General features: G+C 46.3%; 16 protein-coding genes, 7 tRNA genes, 1 other RNA gene and 1 pseudogene. 3 read left to right on the forward strand and 22 right to left on the reverse strand.

The annotated features are described in order from the left end of the window. Positions 1-2: 2 nt before the first annotated feature. A pseudogene (locus WKT20_RS03660) lies at positions 3-1,044 on the forward strand (MATE family efflux transporter). On the opposite strand, the gene WKT20_RS03665 reads toward WKT20_RS03660, so the two are convergent. The 5 genes from WKT20_RS03665 to WKT20_RS03685 all read right to left on the reverse strand — a co-directional run bounded on the left by WKT20_RS03665 (position 1,041) and on the right by WKT20_RS03685 (position 6,840). Continuing rightward, a complete protein-coding gene (locus WKT20_RS03665) occupies positions 1,041-2,303 on the reverse strand; it encodes an Nramp family divalent metal transporter (RefSeq protein WP_117700550.1) in 1,263 nt (420 codons plus the stop codon). The pseudogene WKT20_RS03660 and the gene WKT20_RS03665 overlap by 4 nt on opposite strands. 77 nt (positions 2,304-2,380) lie before the next feature. Continuing rightward, complete coding sequence (locus tag WKT20_RS03670) at positions 2,381-3,649, reverse strand: clostripain-related cysteine peptidase (RefSeq protein ID WP_340416851.1); 1,269 nt, start codon at positions 3,647-3,649, stop codon at positions 2,381-2,383. A gap of 5 nt (positions 3,650-3,654) precedes the next feature. Continuing rightward, positions 3,655-4,062 (reverse strand): hypothetical protein, encoded by a 408-nt coding sequence (locus WKT20_RS03675; RefSeq protein ID WP_181976265.1) that lies wholly within the window; start codon positions 4,060-4,062, stop codon positions 3,655-3,657. 164 nt (positions 4,063-4,226) lie between these two features. After that, positions 4,227-5,087: a sigma-70 family RNA polymerase sigma factor gene (locus WKT20_RS03680; RefSeq protein ID WP_007561648.1), complete on the reverse strand. Its 861-nt coding sequence runs from the start codon at positions 5,085-5,087 to the stop codon at positions 4,227-4,229. A 256-nt stretch (positions 5,088-5,343) separates the two neighbouring features. Further along, a complete protein-coding gene (locus WKT20_RS03685; protein ID WP_340416852.1) occupies positions 5,344-6,840 on the reverse strand; it encodes a trypsin-like peptidase domain-containing protein in 1,497 nt (498 codons plus the stop codon). Between the two features lie 303 nt (positions 6,841-7,143). Between WKT20_RS03685 and rnpB the strand changes: the two genes are divergently transcribed. After that, positions 7,144-7,506: RNase P RNA component class A (gene rnpB, locus WKT20_RS03690), an RNA gene on the forward strand. 23 nt (positions 7,507-7,529) lie between these two features. After that, positions 7,530-8,846, forward strand: coding sequence for a YihY/virulence factor BrkB family protein (locus WKT20_RS03695; RefSeq protein ID WP_117700548.1), 1,317 nt, complete (start codon positions 7,530-7,532; stop codon positions 8,844-8,846). Positions 8,847-8,917: 71 nt separating this feature from the next. On the opposite strand, the gene WKT20_RS03700 is transcribed toward WKT20_RS03695, so the two are convergent. The 17 genes from WKT20_RS03700 to WKT20_RS03780 form a co-directional block, all read right to left on the reverse strand. Then, on the reverse strand, positions 8,918-9,523 hold the full coding sequence (locus tag WKT20_RS03700; RefSeq protein WP_340416853.1) for a riboflavin synthase: 606 nt from the start codon (positions 9,521-9,523) through the stop codon (positions 8,918-8,920). Between the two features lie 30 nt (positions 9,524-9,553). Further along, positions 9,554-9,769 carry a hypothetical protein gene (locus WKT20_RS03705; RefSeq protein WP_007561644.1) on the reverse strand — a complete coding sequence of 72 codons (216 nt, stop codon included), beginning with the start codon at positions 9,767-9,769 and terminating at the stop codon, positions 9,554-9,556. 133 nt (positions 9,770-9,902) lie between these two features. Beyond that, positions 9,903-9,975 (reverse strand) — tRNA-Gly (locus WKT20_RS03710). A 17-nt stretch (positions 9,976-9,992) separates the two neighbouring features. Beyond that, a tRNA-Gly gene (locus WKT20_RS03715) sits at positions 9,993-10,068 on the reverse strand. Positions 10,069-10,077: 9 nt separating this feature from the next. Further along, a tRNA-Leu gene (locus WKT20_RS03720) sits at positions 10,078-10,158 on the reverse strand. 35 nt (positions 10,159-10,193) lie between these two features. Continuing rightward, positions 10,194-10,266, reverse strand: a tRNA-Gly gene (locus tag WKT20_RS03725). Between the two features lie 8 nt (positions 10,267-10,274). Next, a tRNA-Leu gene (locus WKT20_RS03730) sits at positions 10,275-10,358 on the reverse strand. A 28-nt stretch (positions 10,359-10,386) separates the two neighbouring features. Beyond that, positions 10,387-10,470: transfer RNA gene (locus tag WKT20_RS03735), tRNA-Leu, on the reverse strand. Between the two features lie 34 nt (positions 10,471-10,504). Continuing rightward, positions 10,505-10,577 (reverse strand) — tRNA-Gly (locus tag WKT20_RS03740). 383 nt (positions 10,578-10,960) lie between these two features. Further along, on the reverse strand, positions 10,961-12,127 hold the full coding sequence (nspC, locus tag WKT20_RS03745; RefSeq protein ID WP_409072358.1) for a carboxynorspermidine decarboxylase: 1,167 nt from the start codon (positions 12,125-12,127) through the stop codon (positions 10,961-10,963). A 12-nt stretch (positions 12,128-12,139) separates the two neighbouring features. Then, entirely contained in the window at positions 12,140-14,494 is a 2,355-nt protein-coding gene (locus tag WKT20_RS03750; RefSeq protein ID WP_340416854.1) for an ATP-dependent helicase, read from the reverse strand. A gap of 212 nt (positions 14,495-14,706) precedes the next feature. Beyond that, positions 14,707-16,071: a PFL family protein gene (locus tag WKT20_RS03755; protein WP_007561637.1), complete on the reverse strand. Its 1,365-nt coding sequence runs from the start codon at positions 16,069-16,071 to the stop codon at positions 14,707-14,709. 17 nt (positions 16,072-16,088) lie between these two features. Continuing rightward, positions 16,089-16,361 (reverse strand): ACT domain-containing protein, encoded by a 273-nt coding sequence (locus WKT20_RS03760; protein WP_040312982.1) that lies wholly within the window; start codon positions 16,359-16,361, stop codon positions 16,089-16,091. A gap of 143 nt (positions 16,362-16,504) precedes the next feature. Then, the gene (gene mazG / locus WKT20_RS03765; protein WP_178288009.1) at positions 16,505-17,290 is read right to left on the reverse strand and encodes a nucleoside triphosphate pyrophosphohydrolase; all 786 of its coding nucleotides are present in this window, start codon (positions 17,288-17,290) and stop codon (positions 16,505-16,507) included. A 52-nt stretch (positions 17,291-17,342) separates the two neighbouring features. Next, on the reverse strand, positions 17,343-17,891 hold the full coding sequence (locus WKT20_RS03770; RefSeq protein WP_223805027.1) for a hypothetical protein: 549 nt from the start codon (positions 17,889-17,891) through the stop codon (positions 17,343-17,345). A gap of 7 nt (positions 17,892-17,898) precedes the next feature. Continuing rightward, positions 17,899-20,178 carry a GH92 family glycosyl hydrolase gene (locus WKT20_RS03775; RefSeq protein WP_340416855.1) on the reverse strand — a complete coding sequence of 760 codons (2,280 nt, stop codon included), beginning with the start codon at positions 20,176-20,178 and terminating at the stop codon, positions 17,899-17,901. Between the two features lie 128 nt (positions 20,179-20,306). Further along, entirely contained in the window at positions 20,307-21,980 is a 1,674-nt protein-coding gene (locus tag WKT20_RS03780) for a metallophosphoesterase family protein (RefSeq protein WP_340416856.1), read from the reverse strand. Positions 21,981-21,992 lie beyond the last annotated feature (12 nt).

Consider the following 21,992-nt stretch of genomic DNA (forward strand, 5'->3'; position numbering starts at 1 on the left):
ACATGAAAGAAAACAATCCGCACATATTGGGAGAGGCCCCTATCGGGAAACTGCTGGTGGAATATTCCATTCCTGCCATTATCGGAATGACACTGACTTCCTTGTACAACATCATCAACAGTATTTTCATCGGTCACGGTGTGGGAGCCCTGGCTATCTCCGGTCTGGCCATTACCTTTCCGCTGATGAACCTGCTGGTAGCCTTCTGTACACTGGTGGGCGTAGGAGGTGCCATCTTCTAGGGCGGACTGGCATTTATCTTTCTGGAACCAATTCTCTTTTTCTTCGGAGCCAGCGAAGCTACCCTGCCGTATGCCCGCGATTTTATGCAGGTAATTTTATTGGGCAGTCCGATTTCAGCGTCACAGCATGCGACTGAAACAGCACATCATAGCCAACATTTTTGCCATCGGCATGTCGCCCTTCGTTATGAATGTGTGCGCCTGCTACATCGTGATTTTCATCAACAACCGTCTGCTCAACTATGGAGGTGATATGGCCATCGGTGCATTCGGTATCCTCAACCGTATCCAGATGCTCTTTGTCATGATTGTAATGGGTATCACCATGGGAATGCAGCCCATTACGGGATACAACTACGGTGCACAACATTTCGACCGCGTAAAAAGAACCTTGAAACTGGGAATCACGGCAGGATGTATCATTACTACCTTAGGATTCATAATCGGTGAACTGTTTCCCGGTATATTTGTCGGCATGTTTACCAACAACCACGAACTGACTAATGAAGCGACACTGGCCCTGAGAATTGGCATTCTATCCTTCCCGGTGGTAGGTGCACAGATTGTCATCACCCAGTTCTTTCAGTCCATCGGAAAGGCCCGGACTTCCATCTTCCTGTCTCTTTCCCGCCAGCAGCTCTTCCTTCTTCCGGGACTGGCTTTTCTCCCACCCTTCTATGGAGTAAAAGGAGTATGGTTCAGCATGCCGTTATCCGATGCATTGGCCTTCGCCGTGGCAGCTTTGATGCTGGCATACCACTATAAGAAAAAGATGTCAGGCACCGATTTACGGACATCTTAAAAACTTTCTGAGAAAAGAAGAGCCAGATTCAGCACAGATACAATCACTGCCATGGTGTAAAGCACAAAACTGCTCCACCGGGAGTTGGCATATTGCCCCATCACCCGTTTAGAGGAGGTCAACCCTACCTGCAAGAATATGGTAAACGGAAGCTGAATGCTCAGTATCATTTGTGAGATAATTAATCCCTGAAAAGGATTCTCGATGAACAGAATGACAACCAGTGCTATTCCTAATGAAAGTAGAATTCCGACACGAGAGTGCACATCCTTTACATGATAGGATTCACCAAACATGCCGGCAAAAATGGAACCGGCGGCCATCCCGCTTGTCACAGTGGAAGAAACACCTGCCATCAGCAAGGCAAGAGCAAAGATAGTAGCAGCCTGATTGCCCAGCAAAGGCTCCAACAAGCTCTTGGCCTGCTGCAACTCTTCTACTCCGATATGATTGGCAAAGAAGGTAGCCGCAGCCAGTAGAATCATCGCGCTGTTGATGGCCCAGCCTACTCCCATAGAGAACAGGGTATCATAAAATTCATACTTCAACAGCTTTCGGATAGAAGCATCGTCCTTCTTGTTGTACTCCCTACTCTGTACCACTTCCGAGTGCAAGAACAAGTTATGAGGCATCACCACGGCTCCCAGCACACTCATTATCACCAACAGACTTCCTTCAGGAATGGAAGGCGTCACCCATGAACGGGCAGCCAAAGGCCAGTCAATGTCAACCAGGAAAAGTTCATAAAGGAATGACAATCCAATCACTGACACGAATGCAATAATGGAGCGTTCAATCCGCTTGTAGGAATTGGTAAACAACATGATTGTGACAAAGAATGCTGTGAGAAGGGAACCCCAGATAACAGGAATATCGAATAGCATTTCCAGGGCAATGGCTCCTCCCAAAATCTCCGCCAGAGAAGTGGAGATAGACGCCAGTACGGCTGTTCCCAAGATAGGGCGTGACACCCATTTCGGCGTATATTTAGTGGCAGCTTCGCTCAAGCACAGTCCGGTAACAATTCCCAAGTGAGCCACATTATGCTGCAACACGATGAGCATAATAGTAGACAATGTAATCACCCACAACAAGGAGTACCCGAAGTCTGCTCCTGCCGCAAAATTAGAAGCCCAGTTGCCCGGATCAATAAAACCAACGGTCACAAGCAAACCGGGACCAATATATTTAAAGAAATCCAGCCCACCAAGATAACGCTGGTGGTCCTTACGTCGTAATTCTTTGATGAAATTCCACATATCAATAAATCTGTTTTAATAAGTAAAAACACATTTAGCCAATAGAATGTTCACACAAAGAGTAAAGAAATTTGTAATTAGTTCAAATTTAAATCTACCCAACCTACAGCACGATACCAAGAGATGGACTGTTTGTAATAATCATTCCAATTATTCCAAGAAATATTATCAGGCACGTAATCATTAACCTCCTTCGGAATATACATACCGATTCCACAAAAATGGGCTTCATCAACCCTAAAAGTAGAGTTAGAAGGATTTGGGATACACTCTTTAGCTATTACTGCCTCATTCAACACAGTTTGTATAGAAGCAATAGCCTCATTTAAATCTGTTTCTGCCACTCCGCTTTTTCCTCCCAACTCTCGAAAGAAATCAAGCACATCATACGAAAAATACTGAAAAGTACCCACTCCATACTGCTGTACGTTCTGCATGGACACAGAAGAAAGCGCATCCTGCCACTCAGAAAGCTTTGCTTTTACTGCACTGGCCAAATTTTCCATTTGACTACAGTCCATCACTGCACATGTCCCCCAGGCATTGTTTACTTTATTGAAAGAAATAAATTCATGGCACACAGCAGAATAATCTATATTCTCAGAATACAGATAAGAGAATACCTGCTTATAAGGAAATCCTAAGGCCGGAGTCTCCATTACGGAAGCAATACAATATGAAGTGACCTCTTTCAATTCATAGCCCACTTCTGCCGTACCCATCATGCAGGCATCGAACAATACGAAATCAAGTTTTTCCGAAAAACTATTCTTCAACACACCTACCAAGTCCGGAATATCTATATTGTAACCATCGTCATCACCAAAGGCTTTTGACTGCACAGAATTACCCTTCATCCAACCTGAAGCATGCGAACCTAGAATAAGACCATAACTGTCAGAAGGAGCAATCTTCTGCATGTCCTTAAGAACTTCTTCCATGACAACCGGATCAGTAGCTATCTGGCTGTTCATCGTATATTCTTTCTTCTGTGCTACCTGGCATACAGACTCAAACGTCAGCTCCGTCCCTGTCACGGCTGGAAGGTTATTGATATTGCCACGCCCATCCGTATCAAAACATAGCAACGTGGGTACATCCAAATAACTGCTATATTCCTGCGGACGATAAAATACCAGTAACGTACAGGAATCTTTTATTTCAGCCAATGCCATGTACATATCCACCACATTGTCTTGTAGATTCCCCTCCAAAGATTTAGGACTATTTGAAATCAGATATGCCAGCACCGTACGTCCGGAACGTTTCGCAGGCTGTTGTTCCGGAATTTCATTAGAACAAGCAGCCAGCACAACCACCAGCAGGGTGTAAAGCCATTTCTTCATCTGCATTATTCAAAATCAGGCTTCTCAAACTTAAATTCTGCATTCACATCCTGAAGGAACAATGAACCACCCTTGGTATATTTTTCCTTCAATTTCTTCAGTTCCTTCTGCACGTTTTTCTTTTTACGGCTGAAAAACATGAAGCAAGTACGGTTCTTCCCATTCTGCTTCTGCTCCAAATAGTCTTTCAACTGGATGCTGTACAGCGCACGGCCCACCAACAATCCTTTATCATCTACAGCAGCACTGTCCAGATACTGCACGTCAGTAAAATACACCAGTGAATCAGTAAATGAAGCAGAAACGCCTGCCAAATAAACTCCATATTTGTTCTTATCTTTTGGCCGCTTGCTGAATGCAGAAGCAGCAAATACCATCATTAACAGAAAACAGAAAAACTTTGTATAACGCATAATTCATCAATTTATGGGGCAAAAGTACACAATTATGCGTAAAAACCGAAAGAAGACATATAAATTAACAAAGAAAAAGCCTTTCTACATACAAAAAGAGATGTATCAAGGTCTGAGCTAACCTTCATACATCTCTTCTGTTTTTTTGGAAATCAATCTCTACCTTATCCCAAATAAGATTTGAGCAGCTTACTACGAGAATTTTGTCTTAATCTTCTAATTGCCTTTTCCTTAATCTGACGAACACGCTCACGTGTGAGCCCAAACTTGTCGCCGATTTCTTCCAACGTCATTTCCTGCGTGTTAATACCGAAAAACATCTGGATAATATCCTTCTCTCTTTCGGTTAGCGTAGAAAGTGCTCTGTCAATTTCCCTCGAAAGTGATTCATTTACTAAGGAGCGGTCGGCCATAGGAGAATCATCGTTCACCAGCACGTCCAGCAGACTGTTGTCCTCTCCTTCCACAAAAGGAGCATCCACTGAAATGTGACGACCGGAAACCTTCAGCGTATCCGAAATCTTGTCTACCGGGATTTCCAACTCGTCGGCCAGTTCTTCCGGTGAAGGACGACGCTCGTTTTCCTGCTCAAATTTGGAAAACGCCTTGCTGATTTTATTCAGTGAACCTACCTGGTTCAACGGCAAACGCACAATACGCGACTGTTCAGCCAGTGCCTGAAGAATAGACTGACGAATCCACCAAACGGCGTAACTGATAAACTTGAATCCACGAGTTTCATCAAACTTTTCAGCAGCTTTAATCAAACCCAGGTTACCTTCGTTAATCAAGTCAGGCAAGCTCAATCCCTGGTTCTGATACTGTTTGGCCACAGACACCACAAATCGCAAATTAGCACGCGTAAGCTTCTCCAAAGCAATACGGTCACCCTTACGGATACGTTGAGCGAGTTCTACCTCCTCTTCTACAGTAATCAAATCTTCACGACCGATTTCCTGCAAATACTTATCCAAAGAAGCACTCTCTCGGTTAGTGATACTTTTAGTAATCTTTAACTGTCTCATTCTATATAAAATGATTTGGGTACAAAAGTACAAAATTAATTTTATTTAGGCGGTAGATTTCCAAAGAAAGAATCTATAAATTTCTTAAACAGACAAACCTACTCTCTTTTTGTTAACCATCTGCCATAAAAGACAACAGACTAAACCGTCTGATTGTTCATCTTCATGAAAAATACAAGGCAAATAAACATCAAAAAGGCGCTTCGGCAATCGAAACGCCTTTTCTTTCCAATTCTTTTTACCTTAGTAATATCTTTTATTCAGCTTGTGACAAGTCTACCGCATAGTTGGCACGTCTTCCTGAAGGATAAACTCCCGTCATGAACAGTACCTGATCGGGTGACTGAGAAGCCTCTTTCATTACACTTTCCAAATCTTGTACGGTGCGCAACTGCTTGCCGTTGGCTTTCAGAATAATGAAACCTTTGCGAATACCGCTGTCTTTCATTCTTCCGTTATCAATGCCGGTCACTTCAACTCCATAGCCTAAGTTCAACTGTTTCTTCAGTTCATTAGGTACGGCACGGAAGGCTGCTCCCAGAAGTTCCATATCTGCCTGTTTTACCACCTTGGTTGTTCCCTGAGAGTTCTTCAACGTAATGGTAAAGGTCTTTTCTTTCTTGTCGCGCAATACGGTAACTTTCACCTTGTCACCCGGACGATACTTAGCCAGCAAGCCTTGAAGGTCGGCCATCGTCTTCACCTTACTGTCATTCAACTTCAGGATGACATCGTTCTTCTGCAAGATTCCGTCGGCAGAACCACCTTCGGTTACCTCTACTACCTGTACACCTTCGGTAGCTCCCAGTTCCTTCTGCTCTTTTCTGATTTCATCCGGATACCTTTCATCACCCATGTCACGACCGCCGATACCCAGCAAAGCACGCTGTACGGTACCATATTGTTTCAAGTCGGTTACTACCTTTGTCATGATACTTACCGGAATAGCGAAACCATATCCTGAATAAGCACCGGTCGGAGAATACAACATGGCATTGATACCTACCAGTTCACCTTTCGCATTAACCAACGCACCACCACTGTTACCCTGATTGATAGCCGCATCGGTCTGGATGAAAGATTCTACCTGATTAGCTCCCAGTCCACGAGACTTCGCACTTACCACACCGGCAGTCACTGTAGAACCCAAGTTGAACGGGTTACCTACTGCCAATACCCACTCACCGACTTTCAGGTTGTCAGAGTTACCTACCACGATAGCCGGGAAATCATCTCCTTCAATCTTTACAAGTGCCAGGTCAGTAGTCGGGTCAGTACCGATGACACGACCTTTCATTTCGCGTCCGTCGTGCAACTTCACATTGATTTCATCTGCTCCGTCAATCACGTGGTTGTTCGTTACGATGTAACCATCCTTTGAGATGATGACACCCGAACCGAAACCTCTCTGTTCCGGAGTCTGTACTTGCTGCTGACGTCCTCTACCGTCACCGAAGAAGAAGTCAAAAATATCCGGTTGTCCCTGAATAGTCTGTATCTTGCTGCGCTGGATAGACATGATATGTACGACGGAATTCAACGTACTCTCTGCCGCTTTGGTCAAGTCTACCGGCTGCATGCTGGAAGCATCGAACGCTGCGGTACGTAAAGGAGATGCTGTTTCAAAACTTTCATAAAAAGAAGTATTATCCTGATTTTTCTCCATCATGGCATACGCTGTAACCCCTGCCACTCCGGCACTCAAAGCAACGACTGCCACAGAACCAATCGCAAACTTAGTTATTGTTTTCATACCTTCTATTGTTTTAAATGTTAATTTCGGCGTTGTTTTAACTTTTCATTTGCTAAAGTAGAACAAAATCCATACGATTGTACTCTTACCCTATTCTTTTTTCCGTCTTTTAACAATGAAAACAAGGGTATTAACCGCAGTTAACTGGCATATCTGACAAATTTACATTCATTACCAGTGAAATAGTGACAACGCTGACAATTCGTCCGGCCCGTTCTGACAGCTCCCCAAACACCCGAATCAAAAGAATCCTGACAATTATAGCACAAATTCCGTTTATTTGCGTACCTTTGCACGAAGAAAGCAGTCGGTCGGTCTGTCGCTGGTACATTATTATATAGTAAAAGAGGAAAGTCCGGGCAACGCAGAGCATCCTACTTCCTAACAGAAAGCTGTCCGTAAGGGTAGAGTAATGCAGAAGAAAATAACCGCCTCCACCCGGAGGTAAGGGTGAGAAGGTAGGGTAAGAGCCTACCAGCCGTATAGCGATATGCGGGCTGTGCATCTTAGGAGTTGTAAGGTCATGTAAACCGGCATTAACGAGGGTTGCTCGCCCCACGTCGGAGGGTGGACCGCTAGAGCCTGTCGGTGACGGCAGGAGTAGATAAATGACAGACTCCCCTGCTTGCAGGGTGACAGAACCCGGCTTATAGACCGGCTGCTTTCTTTTTCATTAAAACCAATCCACCATGAACGCACGACTCAAATCACTGATTCACTTTCTGGACGACGGTATCTGGCGCATCCGGGAAGAGGAAGTTTCTCACCTCCAATGGAAAGTATACACCTGTCTTAAGATTATTTACTTATCCATCAACCAGTTTATCAATGACCGTATTGTGGTGCGTGCATCAGCGCTGACCTACAGCACCCTGCTTTCCATCATCCCCATCCTGGCCTTGCTTTTCGCCATAGCCAGAGGGTTCGGATTCGACACCTTGATTGAATCACAGTTCCGCAGCGGAGTAACAGGTGCGCAGGCTGAACTTGTTATCAGCTGGATTAATTCCTATCTGGAACATGCACAAAGCGGAGTTTTCATCGGTGTGGGGCTCATTATGTTATTAGGAACCGTCCTGCTGCTGATTGACAATATCGAACGCAGTTTCAATGCCATCTGGCAAGTAAAGAAGCCACGCGGTCTGTTCCGGCAGATCACCGACTATTCTTCTTTGATTCTGCTGCTACCGGTACTGCTCGTTATCTCCAGCGGTCTGTCCATCTTCATGAGCACCTATGTCAAAGAATTGCAGAACTTCATGGTACTGGCCCCGGTTCTGAAATTCTTCGTCCGCCTTATCCCCTATGCCCTCATCTGGGGAATGTTCATCGGACTTTACACATTCATGCCCAACACGAAAGTCAAGCTGGCACACGCCTGGCTACCGGGTATTCTGGCAGGAAGTGCTTTCCAAGCCTTTCAGTATTTCTACATCAATAGCCAGATATGGGTTTCTAACTACAATGCCATCTACGGAAGTTTTGCCGCCATTCCTCTGTTCCTTTTGTGGACACAAATATCCTGGAGCATCTGTCTGTTCGGAGCCGAAATGAGCTACATCAGCCAGAACATATCCACCTTCAACTTCGGAAAGGAAACAGCCAATATCAGCCGACGCTTCCACGACTTTTTCTGCACCATTATTTTGAGTTCTATCTGCAAACGGTTCGCCACTGGCGGCCGGCCTTACACGGCAGAAACCCTGAGCAAAGAACACAAGATTCCAATCCGTCTGACAAAAAGTATTCTGTATGAATTGCAGGATATGCGACTGATTTATGAAGCCGGTGTCGGCGGAGAAGAAAAATCCTGCGACCCTCAATATCTCCCTGGAATTGACATCCACCGGTTAAGCGTAGGCACCCTCCTCAGCCAGCTGGATGCCAACGGAGCGGAGGACTTCAAAATTGACCCGGGACATTATTCTACAGCCTGGCAAACCCTGATACAGGCCCGCAAAGAATTTACAGAAAAAAGCAGCGAGGTACTGCTCAAAGATCTATAAAAAAACGCAAGGCGCAGCTTTCGGAAATCGTTCCAAAAAGCTGCGCCTTGAAGTTATATAATTCGAAAGTATCACTCTGTAAGCTGCATCATGCGGCTCAGGTACTTACCGATAATATCAAATTCGATATTTACCACACTGCCCACCTTGATTGTATGGAAATTGGTATGCTCGTAAGTATAAGGAATAATCGCTACCTGGAACGTATCCGACGTAGGATTGCAGACTGTCAGGCTGACACCGTTCACCGTGACAGAACCTTTGTCTACCGTAAAGTATCCGCGTTTTGCCATCTCCTTGTCGAAGTTATACTTAAAGGTGAAATACCAGCTTCCCTGCGCATCATCAACCGCCGTACAGACTGCTGTCTGGTCCACATGTCCCTGCACGATATGACCGTCCAGCCGTCCGTTCATCATCATGCTGCGTTCCACATTCACCTTGTCGCCTACAGCCAGCAGACCGATATTGGAGCGTTCAATGGTTTCCTTCATGGCCGTTACCGTATAAGTACCGTCCTGGATGCTGACTACCGTCAGACATACCCCGTTATGTGATACACTCTGGTCAATATTCAGCTCATCCACAAACGAACATTTCAATGTCAGGTGCAGGTTTTCCTGATCCTTTACCACCTTCACGACTTCTGCATATTCCTCTACTATTCCAGAAAACATAATCTTATGGTTTTAAAAATATAAACTGTGTCATTTCTTTTTCGACTCGGGAATCGGGCTGCTCCATACGGTTTCTCCGCCGGAAGATACGACCGAAATCACTCCGCCTGCGTAATCTTCAATGTAGCTGTTGCCCTTCACCAACATGTCTTCCGCCATGTGAATGGCCTTTTCAGGAGTCTTGATAGAAAACCCCTTATTGTCGCTCGAACTGCCGTCCGAGAAATAAATATCATACGTTGTCATGTTTCTTCATTTTCTTAATTGCAGGCGCAAATATATCAAATTCCTCATAATACCCGCAACAGATATACAAAAAATTTCCTGCAAGAAAAATGCATAAAAAAAGAGAAAACAAACTGCGTTGCTTTCTCCTGCGAGCGGAAAACGAGACTCGAACTCGCGACCCTAACCTTGGCAAGGTTATGCTCTACCAACTGAGCTATTTCCGCAAAATTTCAAAACTAAATGGAGCGGAAAACGAGACTCGAACTCGCGACCCTAACCTTGGCAAGGTTATGCTCTACCAACTGAGCTATTTCCGCAAAATGTAGTGCCCAGAACAGGACTCGAACCTGCATGCCTCTCGACACACGCACCTGAAACGTGCGCGTCTACCATTCCGCCACCTGGGCATTAGGCCTTTCGACCTTCGCGCAACAAACGCTTGAGCGGAAAACGAGACTCGAACTCGCGACCCTAACCTTGGCAAGGTTATGCTCTACCAACTGAGCTATTTCCGCATTTTCGGTGAAGGAAATGAGACTCGAACTCACACGACATAACTGTCACCACCCCCTCAAAGTGGCGCGTCTACCAATTCCGCCATTCCTCCAAAAAGAAAAAGAAAAGAATTGTTTTCGTGGTGCCCAGAACAGGACTCGAACCTGCATGCCTCTCGACACACGCACCTGAAACGTGCGCGTCTACCATTCCGCCACCTGGGCATTGCTTTTTTCGCGCAACTCTTTTCTTTCACTGAGCGGAAAACGAGACTCGAACTCGCGACCCTAACCTTGGCAAGGTTATGCTCTACCAACTGAGCTATTTCCGCATTGTTTCTACAACCGTTCATCATTTTCCCGATTGCGAGTGCAAAGGTAGTCCTTTTTTCGAAACTACCAAAATTATCGACTATCTTTTTTTGAAAAAAGTGACAAATTTCTTTGGCTTCACAGGCCCCATTAAGGTATCTGCCTACCCTTTTTCCGATTAAAACTCCTTGTAAATGAACGTTTCAAAAGGCTCTTAGAACTGTTTCAAAAAGCATATTTCAACGGCCTAAAAACACAAGGACATTTGACTGAAAACGTACTTGCGTTTCAAATCAAACGTCCTTGTATTTTGACTCAAACGCACTTGCGTTTGAATCAAAACGCTTAGGCCTTTTTTCACGAATACCTAAGCGTTTAAAAAAAGACTATTTTACCATCCAAATTAGCACATCCGGTCACGATAATCCTCGTAATGGAAAGTGCGATATACTTCCAGTTCTCCATCGGCATGGAGCAGGGCTATCGAAGGATGATGGATACCGTTGAACATATTTGTCTTGACCATCGTATAATGAATCATGTCTTCAAATACGATTCGCTCTCCTACCTGCAATTCGTGGTCAAACTTCCAACTGCCCATATAATCACCACTCAGGCAACTGTTTCCTCCCAAGCGGTAGACATGGTCTTCCCGAGCCGCCGTTTTCACCGCCTCAGCCGGAAGAGATTCGGCATTACGCACCCGCGGCTGATAAGGCATCTCCAGACAGTCGGGCATGTGGCAGGTAAAGCTCACATCCAGAATGGCTGTCCGTATCCCCCGGCTTTCTACTACATCTACCACCGATGCCACCAGCGGACCAGTCTGCCAGGTGAAAGCCGAACCGGGTTCCAGAATAATCTGCAGATGCGGATAGCGTGATTTCAATCCCTGCAACAAGCGAATCAAATGGTCTACGTCATAATCGGCACGTGTCATCAGGTGACCTCCACCCAGATTCAACCATTTCAACTGAGGAAACCAGCGACTGAATTTTTCCTCGATATGCTGGAGCGTGCGTTCCAGCTCGTAGGAATTCGACTCACAATGACAATGACAGTGGAAACCTTCAATACCTTCGGGCAACTGCTCCGGAAGCAGGTCGGCCGTTACACCGAAACGTGTACCCGGCGCACAAGGGTTATAGAGCTCTACTTCCACCTCCGAATATTCGGGATTGACACGGATGCCGCATGACACATGCTCCGGATAAGCCTTTGCCATCGGATAAAAACGCTCAAACTGCGACAAGGAGTTGAATGTGATGTGACTGCTGTACTTCAGGAATGCAGGAAAGTTCTGCGCGGTATAGGCCGGCGAATAAGTATGCGCCTTGCTGCCGAACTCTTCGAAAGCCAACCGTGCTTCGTATTCCGAACTGGCCGTGGTGTAACGGATGTATTCCCGAAAAATAGGGAACGACTTCCACATGGCAAAGGCTTTAAATGCCAGAATAATTTCCACTCCCGCCGTATCGGCCACATGCTTAATCAGCGTCAGGTTCTTTCTCAATAAATCTTCTTCCATGACATAGCATGGAGAAGGTATCTTATCCCAGTCTTTTATCATTCTTTTTCTCTGTTATTTAGCGTTTGAATCAATTATCTTAAAACGGGCAAATTTCAGCAGCAACTGTTTCACGCCGGCGTGCTGGAACTGTACGGTGGCTTTGCAGTTGTCTCCGTTGCCTTCCACCCGAGTCACTTCCCCTTTGCCGAAGCGTTCATGCTCTATCCACATGCCGGCAGAAAGTCCCCCTGCCGACGGACCGGCCGGAGCTGCCGAAGGACTCGCATCAGGTATACGGCGAAGCGTACGAGGAGGTACAAAACGATGAGGTTCTTCCGGCATCGGTCCGCCATCAAACATAGACGGCCCCGTTTCGCGGGGTTCGCGTTCGTAAGATGCACGGCTGGCTTCTTTCCGGAAGCGGCTGGCCTTTTCTTCGATGCGCGTACCCATCAGTTCCTCCTGCGGCACCTGCAGGTAACGCACGTCAATATCTTTCAAGAAACGGCTTGGATTACAGAACTCCATCTTTCCGTATTTGAAACGGCTCTTGGCGTATGACAAATAGCAGTGGTCTTCAGCCCGTGTCACTGCCACATAAAACAGACGGCGCTCTTCCTCGAGTGCCCGATAGGAAGCAGATGACAGCGGACTCGGGAACAGATTTTCTTCCAGTCCCACCACAAACACATTCGGAAACTCCAGCCCCTTGGCGGAGTGAATGGTCATCAGTGTCACCTTCGGCTGTGCTTCTCCCTGATCTTCATCCTGATCGGTCAGCAAGGCAATCTCTGAAAGATAATCCGACAAAAGCACATGTGGGCTTCCTTCTTCCTGACGGCCGTCGCAGAAATCGCGCATACCGTTCACCAGTTCCTCTATATTTTCCTGACGGCTCATGTTCTCCGGCGAACGGTCCTGATAAATCTCAGCCATGATTCCCGAACGTTTCACCAGTTCCATACCCAACGTATAGGCATCCTGCTCACGAGCCAAAGTAACGAATTCCGAAATCAGGTCGCGGAATCCCTGCAACTTGGTATAGGTTCCTTTATTCAGTTCCACTCCGTAGCTCAGCGGTTCGCAAAGCACTTTCCACAAACTCACCTCACAACGTCCGGCTGCTTCGGTCAACTTGCCCAATGTGGTATTCCCAATTCCTCGTGCCGGATAGTTGATGACACGCTTGAAAGCCTCTTCATCGTGCGGATTCACCGCCAGGCGGAAATAAGCCACCACATCCTTCACTTCCTTCCGCTGATAAAACGAAAGTCCTCCATAAATACGGTAGGGTATACTGCGCTTGCGCAAAGCTTCCTCAAAAATACGGCTCTGTGCATTCGTACGATAAAGAATAGCAAAATCATGATAGGCATATCCCGACTTGGCATGCAACTGCGCAATCTTGTTGGTCACGATTTCTCCTTCTTCCACATCGCTATAAGCCGCAAACACGCCGATAGGTTCCCCCTTGTCTTTCTCGGAGAATACTTCCTTCTGAATCTGGTCGCGGTTTTTCGCAATCAGGCTGTTCGCCGCATTCACGATGGTCTGCGTGGAGCGGTAATTCTGCTCCAACTTAAACAACCGTGCATCTTTGTATGTACGGGTAAAATTCAGGATATTATCAATGTTGGCTCCACGGAAAGAATAGATACTCTGGGCATCATCACCTACCACACACACAAACTGGTGTTTCTGCGTAAGCTGGAGTACGATGCTGTGCTGTGCAAAATTCGTATCCTGATACTCATCTACTAAGATGTAACGGAAACGCGCCGCATATTTATCACATATATCCGGACGAGTGCGGAACAACAAATAGGTGTACAGCAGCAGGTCGTCAAAGTCCATCGCGTCACTCTGCCGGCAGCGGTTCCAGTAACGCAGGTAGATTTCATGCAACAGAGGCACCTTCGCAGCCCGGTCAGCTTCTATGAGTTCGGCATTTGCCGCGTATGCCTCCGGCAACACCAGGTGATTCTTGGCATTGCTGATGCGGCCCTGCACCATCCCCGGCTTGTAAACCTTATCGTCCAGGTTCATTTCTTTTATGATAGTTTTCACCAGACTTTTGGAATCCGTTGCATCGTAAATTGTAAAATTAGGAGTAAAACCCAGCGCCTCAGCCTCGGCCCGCAATATCCGTGAAAAAATAGAATGGAAAGTCCCCATCCAAAGATAACGGGCACGTTCCTGCCCTACCTGACGGGCGATACGCTCCTTCATTTCACGAGCAGCCTTATTGGTAAAGGTCAGTGCCAGAATGGACCACGGCTCATAACCGTTGTCCAGCAAATAGGCTATCTTGTATGTCAGCACGCGAGTCTTTCCGGAACCGGCTCCGGCAATCACCAGCGAAGGGCCTTCGTTGTACAATACCGCCTCGCGCTGACTTTCATTCAGTTCATTCAAATAGTCTGTCATACAGGTCAAAATAAATCCGCCACAAAGATAGCACAAATCCGTCAGTGTCCTAACACTTTTTTCGACTCTCCCCTTAAACAATTTTCCCCTTTGAGATGTTATAAGTTGGTACAGTAAAACAATTACCATCGTATTAAGGTTATAAAGAAAGGGAGGCTTACCGACTGTCAAATCCGGCAAAGCCTCCCTCTTTTATTTATGTATCTATAAAATCAATTCTTGAAACTATGAATCGGAGCAGGAATTCGTCCACCACGGTTCACAAAAGCTTCACAGCTGAAACGGTTGACCGGCATTACCGGTGCATAGCCCAGCAATCCACCGAACTCTACCGTATCGCCCACTTCCTTTCCTACTACCGGAATGATTCTCACCGCCGTCGTTTTCTGATTGACCATACCAATGGCCGATTCATCGGCAATCATTCCTGAAATGGTTGCAGCTGAAGTACTACCCGGAATGGCAATCATATCCAGCCCTACAGAGCATACACACGTCATGGCTTCCAGTTTTTCGATAGTCAAGGCCCCAGCCACAACCGCATCAATCATTCCCTGGTCTTCACTGACCGGAATAAACGCACCACTCAGTCCGCCCACATAAGAAGAAGCCATTACGCCACCCTTCTTCACCTGATCGTTCAGCAAGGCTAAGGCAGCCGTTGTTCCCGGTGCACCCGGATATTCTAATCCGATTTCCTGAAGAATCTCTGCCACACTGTCACCTACTGCCGGAGTTGGAGCCAACGAAAGGTCGATGATACCAAACGGCACATTCAAACGGCGAGAAGCTTCCTGTGCCACCAGCTGCCCCACACGCGTAATCTTGAACGCCGTGCGCTTAATGGTTTCACAAAGCACCTCAAAACTTTTGCCACGAATCTGTTCCAGGGCATATTTCACCACACCCGGACCGCTGACACCCACATTGATAACGGCATCCGGTTCTGAAACGCCGTGAAAAGCACCTGCCATAAACGGATTGTCATCCGGAGCATTGCAAAGCACCACCAGTTTGGCACAACCTAAAGAGTCGCGTTCTTTCGTCATTTCCGCCGTTTCCTTGATGATTTCACCCATCAGTTTCACTGCATCCATGTTGATACCGGTCTTAGTTGAGCCTACATTCACAGAACTACAAATACGTTCTGTACAAGCCAAAGCCTTCGGAATGGAACGAATCAGCAACTCATCGCTACGACTCATACCTTTCGATACGATAGCCGAATATCCTCCGATAAAGTTTACACCCAGTTCGCCCGCAGCCTTATCCAGCGTCTTGGCAATCTGCACGTAATCATCCGGAGTCTTGCAAGCCGTTCCTCCCACCAGTGCAATAGGCGTAATCGAGATACGCTTGTTTACGATAGGAATTCCAAATTCCTTGGAAATATCCTCACCCGTCTGCACCAGATTCTTTGCCAGACCGGTAATCTTATTATATATATTCTGACAAAGCACCTCCAGGTTACTGTCCGCACAATCCAGCAGGTTAATACCCATAGTAATGGTACGTACATCCAGGTTCTCCTGCTCTATCATCTTGTTGGTTTCAAGAACCTCAGTTATATTAATCATACCGTTTCCCGTTTTTATTAGATACGATGCATTTTGTCAAAGATTTCTTCACGCTGGCATTTGATCTGTACCCCAATGCCAGAACCGATATTCGCCAGTTCGCTCACTGCCTGTTCAAAAGGCTTTTCCAGCTTGGTCATATCCACAATCATCATCATTGTGAAATACTCCTGCACGATGGTCTGCGAAATATCCAGAATATTCACTTTATTTTCTGCCAGATAGGTACACACCTGAGCAATGATACCTACCGTATCCTTACCCACCACTGTAATAATAGCTTTGTTCACCATTGTTTCTAAAATAAATTGTTGTTTATGCCCCACAAAGGTAGACAATTCTTTCTATGTGTCACCTTTTCAAAAGAATTATTTTCAAGAAAGTTGTGTTTCCACAAAAAGCATGACACTTTGCAGACACTATTTCGATTTCTTTACAGGCCTTTTGCCTTTGCTTCGTTCCAGATGGCATCCATCTCTTCCAGCGACATATCCTTCAGATTCTTTCCTTCCTTAATGGTATGCGCTTCCAGGTAATTAAAGCGACGGATAAACTTCTGGTTTGTCCGCTCCAGCGCATTGTCCGGATTGATTTTATACAAGCGGGCCGCATTAATCAGGCTGAACATTACATCACCAAATTCGGCCTCTGCCTTTTCTTTGTCCATCTGACCTACCTCTGCTTCAAACTCGCCTATTTCTTCCTTCACCTTGCTCCATACCTGCTCACGCTCTTCCCAGTCAAACCCTACATTGCGGGCCTTGTCCTGAATGCGATACGCTTTAATCAATGAAGGAAGGGCATCGGGCACCCCGCTCAATACAGACTTATTGCCATCTTTTTCCTTCAACTTAATCTGCTCCCAGTTTTCAGACACTTTTTCTGCCGTATCCGCCTTCACTTCGCCAAATACATGCGGATGGCGGAAAATCAGTTTGTCGCACAACTTATCGCACACATCCTTGATGTCGAAATCACCTGTTTCACTGCCAATCTTGGCATAGAATACCACGTGAAGCAATACGTCGCCTAATTCCTTGCAAATATTTTTCTTGTCGTCCTTCATCAGGGCATCACAGAGTTCATACACTTCTTCAATCGTGTTCGGACGCAAACTTTCATTGGTCTGTTTACGGTCCCACGGACATTTCACCCGTAACTCGTCCAGCACGTCGAGCAGGCGTCCGAACGCTTCCATCTTTTCTTCTCTTGTATGCATGATTTTCTATTTTTCTGTTTTACCCTGCAAAGGTACAACAAAAAAGCAAATCCTATTTCACTTCCACCTGCCAGTTTATTTCCAGCGGGTTGTTTTTCATACGCCACACCACGGGCAGAGACGGATTGTCCCATATCCACATCTCACCCCCTTCATGACGGTCTACCACATGCAATAACGGACGTCCGGCATTCTTTTCCGATTCATCGGCTACACGGTCATACACCGTCCGGTTAAACTCCATACTTCCCTTTTCTTTCAACTGCTGCCATGCACTCTGAGGTAACACATACGCTGTTTCCAAAGATGAGAGCGTCAGGTGATTTCCATCCTTCGGCTGTAGGAAACACAACTGCTTTCCGTTTTTCAAGGCTTCCGGTGTCATGGTGTAACTGCCCGACTGCCAATGCAGGTTGCGTTCAATACCCCAGTTCATCTGTATATTCTCTCCCTGCTGACAGAAAACTACCTGATAACGGCGTGTCTGACCATGCAACTTGAACACAAACTTCAATGTATCCGATACGGCAGTCTGTGCAGACAGCATGCCCGTGCTCCACAGACATGCCGTTAAAAATCCAAGTAAATATCTTTTTTTCATACGCATCTTATTTATCCAATCCCAGTTCCTTTCCCCAGCTTCCGGGCTTCTTTCCCATTTTCAAAATCAGCTCACCTCCGGCCATTATATCCTTGTGACGCAAAACAGAATATGGATAGTCTTTTCCATTCAATGTCACACCCTGGATATAACAGTTTTTATCCGAAAGTCCTTCGGCCACGACCTTAAACTCTTTTCCTCCTTCCAGATGGAAAGTCGTAGAGGTCAGTAGCGGTGTATGAATCAGGTAATAATCCTGTCCGGCATTCGGATACAAGCCTATCATGTGGAATGCCAGCCAAGAAGACATGGCACCTGAGTCATCATTACCCGGCAAACCTACCGGACCGTCGTTATAGTTCTTTGCAATAATCTCACGGATACGGTCGCTTGAGCGCCAGGGTTTACCCAGCCAGTGATACAGACAAGGTGTCAGGAAAGACGGTTCGTTGTTCACATTGAAGAAACCTTTATCAAAGAAAATATCCAGTCGTTTTTCAAAATCGGCTGCCCCGCCACATTTCTCTATCAGCCCCGGCACATCGTGCGGAATGCTCAACGAATATTCCCATGAACTGGCTTCATAGAAGAACATGCTCCACCAAGGAGTGTACCATGGTCCTTCGAAGGTAACCGGTGTGTATTTAAACTTTGGCTGCATGCGAGTGGAATGACCGAAAGGAATAGAGTCCAACCAGTTTCCTTCCTTGTCGCGCGGCATGATAAAGCCTTTCGCCCCTTCATGTTCGTAGTCACCACGCCACAAGTTTTTCCAGTTTTCCGACTGCTTCAAATAACGCTGATACAGGTCTTCTTTACCCAAGCCTTTAGCCACCAATGCAATGGCATAATCACAATAAGAATATTCTACTGTGCGGTTACCTGCACGGTCAATGCCGTGAGGTATGTAGCCTAATTCCAGATAAGGAATCAGTCCGCCTCGGCCTTCTGCCTCTTCATTTCCACCGGGAGGCACCGTAGCGTCCTTCAGCATGGCTTCCAATGCTAGTTCATAATCAATTCCTTTTAATCCTTTCACAAAGGCATCGGCAATTACAATTTCCGCATTCGAACCACCCTGTGTACGACCGTTGCTGTTACCGCTACGCGCATCGGGCATATAACCATCACGTTTGTAAATATTTACCAGCGAACGTACAATGTCGGCCTCCCGTTTCGGGTCAATCAAGGTAATCAAAGGAGAAGAGCTACGATATGTATCCCAGATAGCATAAAAATCGTCGTAATAAGGTTCCGGATCACTCCACAGCGGATTCTCGCCCGTACGGTCTACTGGCATCAGCATGGTGTGATACAGTCCGGTATAGAACATGCGCTTCTTTGCAAGCGGAGTCGACGGATTGATTTCTATTTTCTGAAGAAGTTGCTCCCACTGTCCTAACAAATCCTGATGCACCTTTTCAAACGACCAGTGAGGAATTTCAGAATGCGCATTGATTTTTGCCTTCTGCATACTCAGGAAAGAAATACCCACCTTCAACTGCACCACTTTGTCATTCTTCGCAAAACGCAACAAGGCACCTGTCTTTTCTGCAGAGTCATACTGCGACTGTGCCTCCGTAATACGGTTTCCTTTCCAGGTAAGCGACTGCACAAACGGACGGTCTGTCTCCGCATAGAAATATACCGTATAAGCCTTTCCGTTGTTCCATCCGCCACGAATACGTGTATAACCAGCAACTTCATGGTCGGAAAGCACCTGAATTTCAGAACCAACAAACTGCTGAGCCTCGCGTGCATCCGGCACCGGATTTTCTCCCAAGAAGAAACCTGCATCCACTGCCAGCGATTTCAAAGAATCTTCCGGATACGTAAAACGATAGAAAGAAGCGCGATTGGCAGTAGTGATTTCCGTACGGATACCATTCTGCTTGAACTGCGTATCATAATATCCTAACCGGATGGTTTCATACTCACGGTAGTCATAATGGTTGACCCGGTCCATACCATTTCCAAACGGAGTAACCAGTACATTTCCATACTTGGGACCTCCCCCCGTACCACTGACATGCACCTGAGCAAATCCGTCTACCCGCTCCGGCATAGGTAACCATCCACTATTAGGAGAAGGTGTACAGTCAGGCGAAGGCTTTACCATGCCATACGGACACGACGGCCCGATAAACACACGTCCCAGTCCCTCGGAACCGATACGAGGGTCGACATAAGAAGAATACTCATAAGAATCTACGGAAGTTTGTCCTTCCACTGTTCCTACTCCAATGAACCCCAGTAGAAACAAGCATATTGATTTTGTGTTCCACATAAGTAATATAGTTTCAACAAAAGTTTAAGCAAACATTTAATTCTCATTTTAGGCAAAAGTTAAGAGAAACACCCAGCCTAAAGAGGAAAATAATGCAAACTAAGAGGGAAATAGTACACTTCAGGAAGTTAATCGCCTGTGATTGTATCTTTTTCCAGGTCAATCACAAAATTCTGACAAGGCTCTCCATTCAGAAAAGCAAGGAAAAGCGTACCCAAACCTTTCACCATCTCCACTTCGGCCGAACGGAACGTAGAAATACGCGCACGGTCAAACAGATAACGATAAACCGCCAAACGAGTCCTCGGAATATCTTCCAAAGCCAGACGTTCTGCATAACGCAGACGATATAAATCCAGAACCAAATCTTTCATACACCAGTCAGTCCAGTCGGCATCATCCGACTTCTCTTCTCCCGACACGGCTTCCAGCATCTGGGCACCGGTAAAATCCAGGCAGGCCCGCCAGGATTCCGGAAGGTCACGCGGAATGAATCGCAGACGAACCAAATCACGAAACTGATAATCGCAGAATTCTCCATACGTACGGGCAGAAAGAATTTCTTTATTCCATACAGGTGAATGTCCTTTCAGACTATCCGACTGGTATTCTGCCCGATACAAAGGAAACAGACTATCGAATCCTGGCACCGTGTCCAATGCTACCGTTTCCACCCGAAACACCTCATCGCTTTCAATGGTCAGAATCTTATAGGCCGGTACATAGGTCGCAATTGAAGGGACCTGTATATTATATAGGTGTTTCCCGTCTTTTCCTTCCCAGATACCAGTATCATTCACGTGCATGTGTCCGGCAAAATGCAGACGCAGTCCGGCTTGCAGAAAAGCCTCACTCACTTCGGCTTCCGGCACACGGTGCAGATCGAACCGGCGGTCGCCCCACATCTGACGTACAGACTCCGACACTCCGTCATTGAAGTCGACCAACGGATAATGTGAAAATGCCACCAGTGTCTTATGGCGCTTCTGTGCTTCCTCTACTACCTTTCGCACCCAAGGCAACAAAAACGGTTTGTGTTTCAGCACAAGGTTGCATCCAGCACTGGAACCTTGATAGCTCCACTTTCCATCCTTCATTTCTTTTGGAAGATAAACTCCCCCGTCAATGGCCAGCAGCCAGAGTCCGTCTACCGGTTCTACCAGGTAACTAGCATCCGTAGCCGTCAGCGAATCGCACAGTGTGTAGGTCCGCTTGCTCAATACACTTTCACGGCAAGCATCCTCGTAAGAATACTTGTCATACGTATAAGAAGTAAAAGGACTTTCCCAATAACAGTCGTCCTTCCGAGGGAAAAAGCCAAAATCGGCATAGCATTCCATCTGCGACACATAACCGGCACACGAATCCTCACGCGTCACACGGCTTCCGTCTGCTGCCAGAAAATGCGCATTCTTTTGCATCAGCCCCAAAGGAAGAGCCGGATCATGATTACCTGTAGTCACAAAAAAGCGCATACCTTTTCTTTGCGTGTACGAATGCAATATATTCTTTATTTTTTGTTGATTGAAGAACTGCCCGTTATCGGTTAAATCACCCGGCAACACAACCCAGCGAATATTCCTGCGAGCCACGTCATCAAGAGCCGCCAGAAGCGCATAATAATTTTCATTAAACAAACGGGTGGACTGTACCTGTACCTCCATGGAACGCACTCGTTCGGCATGACCGTCCACATCTTGAATATGTGCATCCGATATAAATGCAATCTGTGTCTGCGCATTTCCCAACAGCGTAATTCCCCACAAACATGCCACCAAGCACAGCTTTATCATTTTACTCATAAATACGTACTT

This window comes from Phocaeicola sp. ICN-14070 (assembly GCF_037892625.1).
In the GTDB taxonomy this organism is placed as follows: domain Bacteria; phylum Bacteroidota; class Bacteroidia; order Bacteroidales; family Bacteroidaceae; genus Phocaeicola; species Phocaeicola plebeius.